4 protein-coding genes are annotated in these 6,089 nt (G+C 52.3%); 3 read left to right on the forward strand and 1 reads right to left on the reverse strand.

Annotation, left to right across the window (positions count from 1 at the left end; translation table 11 throughout):
• The 3 genes from ABYV26_RS18375 to ABYV26_RS18385 form a co-directional block, all read left to right on the forward strand.
• Positions 1-605 (forward strand): penicillin-binding transpeptidase domain-containing protein (locus ABYV26_RS18375; protein WP_372682813.1); only part of this gene is annotated, 605 nt, incomplete at its 5' end.
• Between the two features lie 113 nt (positions 606-718).
• Complete coding sequence (locus ABYV26_RS18380) at positions 719-3,172, forward strand: PAS domain S-box protein (RefSeq protein ID WP_372682814.1); 2,454 nt, start codon at positions 719-721, stop codon at positions 3,170-3,172.
• A 5-nt stretch (positions 3,173-3,177) separates the two neighbouring features.
• Positions 3,178-3,816, forward strand: a complete 639-nt coding sequence (locus ABYV26_RS18385) for a response regulator (protein ID WP_372682815.1) — start codon at positions 3,178-3,180, stop codon at positions 3,814-3,816.
• 122 nt (positions 3,817-3,938) lie between these two features.
• Here the strand turns inward: ABYV26_RS18385 and ABYV26_RS18390 are convergent, their stop codons facing one another.
• Complete coding sequence (locus ABYV26_RS18390) at positions 3,939-5,966, reverse strand: ATP-dependent helicase (RefSeq protein ID WP_372682816.1); 2,028 nt, start codon at positions 5,964-5,966, stop codon at positions 3,939-3,941.
• Positions 5,967-6,089 lie beyond the last annotated feature (123 nt).

Raw genomic sequence — 6,089 nt, forward strand, 5'->3', positions numbered from 1 at the left:
AGGGGGCCCCCATAGGCGAATTGCAAAACGAACTCTTTGATAACCAAAAGAGCTGGATCGAAAAAGATGGCCTCATGCTAAATGAGTTTGACCTGCAGACCCTATACGGCAAATCCATACCCGAGGGTTATGTAATGACACCTCAGACAGCATATATGATGGTAAGACTGCTCCGGGGTGTCGTTCAAGGAGGTACTGGAACAAGACTTCTGGCATTGGGCAAACCCGTTGGAGGAAAAACAGGAACGACCAACGACCTTCAAGATGCCTGGTTCGTCGGCTACACCCCTCGGTTCATTTCCGGTGTCTGGGTCGGCTACGACAACGGGCGAACCTTAGGCAAGGGGGAAACCGGATCACGAACCGCCAGTCCAATCTGGCTGGGTTTCATGGACAGGATTTTAAAGGACAAGCCGGTACGGATGTTCCAGGTTCCAGAGGGCGTGGTTTTTGCCAAGATCGATGCGGAAACCGGTCTATTGCCCATCCCCGAATCCCGAAAGACCCTGTTCGAATGTTTTAAGGAGGGCTCCGTTCCCACCGAATACACGAAAAAACCGGATACCATCGTTGATGCAGAATCCTTTTTCAAATCCGACATGTAACCGTGACCTCGCCGTTGTCTTTTCTCATACTGCTCTGCGGCGTCGTCGCTGTTGATCGTTTTCAACGCACCTTCGTGTCCGGCAGGACCCATCAGCAGCCGGGGCCTTAAGCGATGAAGTTAAGATCTATTCTGAGAGTCCTTTCTCTGCTGGCCTTTCTCTCCGCCTGCGCTGCCGGTTATTTGTACTATAGCTCCGTGAAGGAATACGCCCTTCAGGAGGCCGAACGCAACGCCTTGAACCGGCTCCAGGCCACCAAAAAAAATCTGTCTTCCTTTTTCTCAGAAAATATCAAACCCGTAAGGGTCTTGGCGGCAATGCAGCCCCTGGTTGATGTGCTGGTTGACCCCGACCCGCAGACCTTGAGTGCCGCCAACGCGCTGTTGGATCTGTTTCAAAAAACCTTGGATGTGGAGGTGTGTTACCTCATGGATCGCCGGGGAAATACCCTTGCCTCGTCCAACCGAAACGATCCGGACAGCTTCGTGGGAATGAACTTTTCCTTCCGCCCTTATTTTCAGGACGCCATGCAGGGGCTTCCGGCCAGTTATCTGGCCCTGGGCACCACCTCACGAAAACGGGGTGCCTACTACAGCTACCCGGTGTACCGGAAAAACTCGGACACCCCGTTGGGCATTGCCGTCATCAAGGCTTCCATTTTTTTCGTTGAAAAGGAACTGACGCCGGAGGAAACCAGTATCCAGCTGGTCGTGGATCCCCAGGGAATGATCTTCATCTCCAGCCGCTCTGAATGGTTATACCAGCTCATGTGGCAGTTGACGCCGGAGGATATGAGGCGAATGCGGCAAACCCGGCAGTTCGGTAATGGTCCCTGGCACTGGACGGGACTGCGAAAAAAGGGAAACAAGGAGGTCGTCGATGCCTCCGGCAAACCGTATCTGTTCCACCAGATTGCCGTCGACGACTACCCTGGTTGGAAAATTGTCCACCTGTACGACCTCAAGGCCGCAGCCAAGTTGGTTTCCGAACCCTTATTGAAAATCATACAACCGGTCATCATCATCCTGTGTTTCCTGCTGGGTGCTTCCATTTTTTTCCTCTACCGCCAGGCCAGCCTGGAAATCGCCAGACGCCGCACTGTAGAACTGGCGCTTCGACAAAGCGAAGAACGATACCGCTCCCTATACCACCACACCCCAGCCATGCTGCATTCCATCGATAAAAATGGAAATCTGGTCAGTGTCAGCAACTATTGGTCCGATGCCTTGGGGTACACTCGTGAAGAGGTCATTGGCAAAAAGCTCACCGACTATCTTTCCCCGGAGTCCCGGAAATATGCAGAGGAGACGATTATCCCCGCTTTTTTCGAAAAAGGTTTCATCAAGGACGTCCCCTATCAGTTCATCAAGAAAAACAAAGAGATAATTGAGGTTCAGATTTCCGCCATCACCGACCGAGATGAGCAGCGGCAGACCTTCAGGTCCCTGGCCGTCTCCATCGATGTCACCGAACGAAACAAAGCCGAACGGGCGCTTCAGGAGGCCAAAGAGGCGCTCAGCAGCTATTCAAAGGACCTTGAGAGCCAGGTGCGCAAACGCACACGTGAAATTTCGGGAATTATCCAGTACACACCGGCCGTGGTCTATATCAAGGATGCGGACGGCAAATATACCATGGTCAACTCAAAATTCGAGGAGTTGTTCGGCGTCCGCTCCGTTGATGTTCGGGGGAAAACCGACCAGGACTTCCTCGCCCCTGATATCGCCGACCAGTTCTTTAAAAATGACGACCGGGTGCTTCGCGAAAAACAATCGATCCAGGTGGAAGAAAGCATCGTTATCGACGACGAGGCACATACCTATTTGAGCACCAAATTTCCCCTTTACGGCGGCAAGGGTCGGGTGACCGGCGTTTGTGGCATTGCCACAGACATCACCGCACTGAAAAAAGCCCAGGAACGACTGCGGCGGCTCTCTGCCGGCATCCTGGCCAATCAAGAAAAAGAGCGCGCCTACCTAGCCCGCGAGCTTCACGATGAATTGGGACAGGTGCTTACCGCGCTTCGCATGGAAGCGGTCTGGATCCGCAATCGCGTAATCAAGTCTGACCCGACCGCCTCGGCCCGTGCATTGACAATGTGTGAACTCATCGATACAACCATTGAAGAGGTTCGCAGCCTGGCCATCCGGTTACGACCGGGCGTTCTGGATCATTTGGGCCTGGTGGAGGCGATTGAATGGTATACCGCGGATTTTGAGAAGCGCTATGACATCAGCTGTGTGTTTGAACATGGCAGCGGTCCGGAAATTCGTGGCAATATTGCTACGGCCGCCTACCGCATCTCACAGGAGGCGCTGACCAATGTGGCCCGCCATGCATCAGCGACCCGTGCCAAGGTAACCTTGTCGTTTGATAATAGCTCTTTAGCGCTCACCATCAAGGATAACGGCTCAGGCTTCGAACCGGAAGCCTTGGGTGACGCCGAGGGCCTGGGCGTGGCCAATATGCGTGAGCGCGCCAACCTGGTGGGAGGCTGTTTTGACGTTCAATCCAGACCCGGGGGAGGAACCCGGATCTGCTTCTCCGTTGCCTTAACTGAAAGCTGACGTTCATGATCCGGGTTCTTCTTGCCGATGACCACAGCATTGTCCGCGCCGGACTCCGACGAATCGTCGAAGAGAGTGGAGACATTGAAGTGGTGGCCGAGGCATCGGATGGTCGGGAAGCCGTACTGGCAGTGCGCAAAGAGAAGCCGGATGTGGCGGTGATCGACATTTCCATGCCTATTTTAGATGGTCTGGAGGTCATCACTCAACTCAAAAGTGAGTTCCCGGAGGTTCCCATTCTCGTGCTGACCATGCACGAGGAACATCAGTACGTGGTTCGGGCTATCGAAACCGGCGCAATGGGGTACATCACCAAACAAAGTGCGCCGGAACAGTTGGTAAAAGCCATTCGCAAGGTTCATTCCGGCTCTTTGTTTTTAACGGACGAGGCCGCTGAAGCGCTGGCCCTCAGGGTCGCCAAGGGAAACAAGTCCCAAAGTCCATTGGACTCTCTTTCCACCCGGGAACTGCAGGTACTCAGACGCCTTGCCTTGGGTAATACCAACCGAGAGATTGCCTCGGCCTATCATATCAGCATTAAAACGGTGGATACCTATCGGTTCCGTCTGTTGAAAAAATTAAACCTGCGCAACAACGCCGACCTGTCCCGATTTGCCATCCAGAACAACCTCATCGAAACCTGAGGCAACGGTCTATTTTTTTGGTGTCAGCACTGAATATCAGCCGATCCGAGCGATTCATAGGAAGATAGAGAGCTGCTTTCAATGGGTTGACCATCGGGGTTGAGTCGACATGGAGAACCACTCTAAAAAAGGGTCAGTTGTTCCTGGGCTGGCTTTTTGGTTGTCTTGCCGCCTGAAAAGGAGACGCGTTTGAAACGATCGTCAATGTCTTTCAAAAACGGGGATATTTGTCGGGGCTGTTTGTGGCCGTTGACCCGTCTATGGTCGGCTTTGGTGAAAAAAAGGTGTCTCTTCGCCCGGGTCAAGGCCACATAAAAAAGCCGTCGCTCTTCTTCGATATCCGTCGGCCGGGTGTCTGATCGGTAGGGTATGAAACCATCCTCGCAGCCAGCGATAAAGACCACGGGAAATTCCAACCCTTTGGCGGCATGCATCGTGATCAGAGCCACTTTTTCCGCACGCGCATCATAGACGTCCGTATCTTTGGACAGGGCAATCGCCGCCAGAAACCCTGCGATCTCATTTTGATAGGCCTTTCCCGTTTCCAGCAATTGGCCGACGCCCCGCTCAAAGGACGGGTCAACACTGTATTTGCCTCTTAAATTGGCCTTGCTCAATATCAATTCAAGGCTTTCCACCACCGGTAATCCTTCAGTCTTTTTCTTAAAACTGGATAATCTCCCGACAAACGAATAGAGCCGCTGCTGACGTACATGGCCCATATGGGGAATCGGCAGCCGGCAAGTTTGAACCAGGGTCTCCGCCAGGGAAAAATTTTTCCGGTACGCCCAGGCTTTTAGAATTTTTAGGCTTTGTGGTGAAACCGAGGAATTAAAAACCCCTGCGGCAGCTTGCAGATCATTAAATATTCCCACGCCGTGAAGCAACTTGAAAAGCGAAATCACCGCCTTTACCCCCGGGTGATCCAGAACGCGCTTCCGGTCGATCAGTTGGCAGGGTATCCCTGCCTTTTCCAGGGTTTTTAAAATCACCTTGCCCTGGTTGCGCGTCCTGAACAAGACAGCAAAATCTGCAAAACTTAACAACCGCTGATCCGTCGCGGCATCCACAGCACCGGAATCCAGAGAAAAAAAACCAGTCCCCCCCACCATCTTTTCGATCGTTTTTCCAATGGCCGTCGCTTCGGCTTTTTCAGAAGCCAACTGCAAAACAGGGATGTGCCGATCGCCCATCAAATCGGAATAAACCGCATGTCGACCACCGCTTTCAAGAAACTCCGAATTCTTTTTAATCACCTGAGCCGACACGTCCAGGATCGTCCGGGAGGACCGATAGTTTTTTCTCAACAGTATGGTCTGGGAACCCGGGAAATCCTTCTTGAACCATTTAAAACAATTTACATCCGAACCTCTAAACCCATATATGGATTGATCCGGGTCACCAATAATTCTGATGTTGGCATGATCCCCGGCCAGCATTTTGACCAACCGATACTGGCCGGCGTTGATGTCCTGGTATTCGTCGATAAAAATATCACTGAAGAAACCTGCATACCGATCATGCAATTCCGGGTCTTTTTCCAGCAGATCAACCGTCCGGAATATCAAATCTTCAAAATCCACGAGGGATTGAACCCGAAGCAGGTGCTCATAAGCGTCGTAGCTGCGAACAAAATGGATCAACCGGTCGTTCGGGCACAGGCCGTCGAGGGAATCCTTACTGGAGAGCATCTTCTGTTTGGCCGAAGCAATCCAACCGGCCATTTCATCCACGCTGATTGCCGACCCTTTTGGGGACAGGCCATTTATAGTCATTGCATCAAAAACCAGCGCTTTGCGGGTATCTTCATCTGCAATCGACAGCATGGTCTTTGCCATGGAACCTTTCAAAATACGATAGCCCAGCGCATGGAAGGTGCCTACAAAGGGAAGTGGACACGAATGACCCATCATGGCACCAAGCCGCTCTTTCATCTCCGTTGCTGCTTTATTGGTAAAGGTCACTGCCAGCAGGCGGTTGACATCCACGCCGCTTTCAATCAGACGGGCAAGTTTCTGGGTCAATGTACGGGTCTTTCCGGTCCCCGGTCCGGCAACGATCATTAAATGACCGACAGGATGATCCACTGCTTTTTGCTGCTCTTCGTTTAAGCATATGGCCCTGTCATGGGATTCATCCGCAGCCGTCATCGCTGGTGCGATAGAATGATCATCAACATTACAACGGGTTGACTGCTTGTTAACCTCAGCCCGTTCAAGATGTTGGTCAAATCCAGAAAAAAGGCGCCGTTGCCCGAGCAATAGCTCCCTTTC

The sequence above is a fragment of the Desulfosarcina sp. genome (genome assembly GCF_041551955.1).
Classification (GTDB): domain Bacteria; phylum Desulfobacterota; class Desulfobacteria; order Desulfobacterales; family Desulfosarcinaceae; genus Desulfosarcina.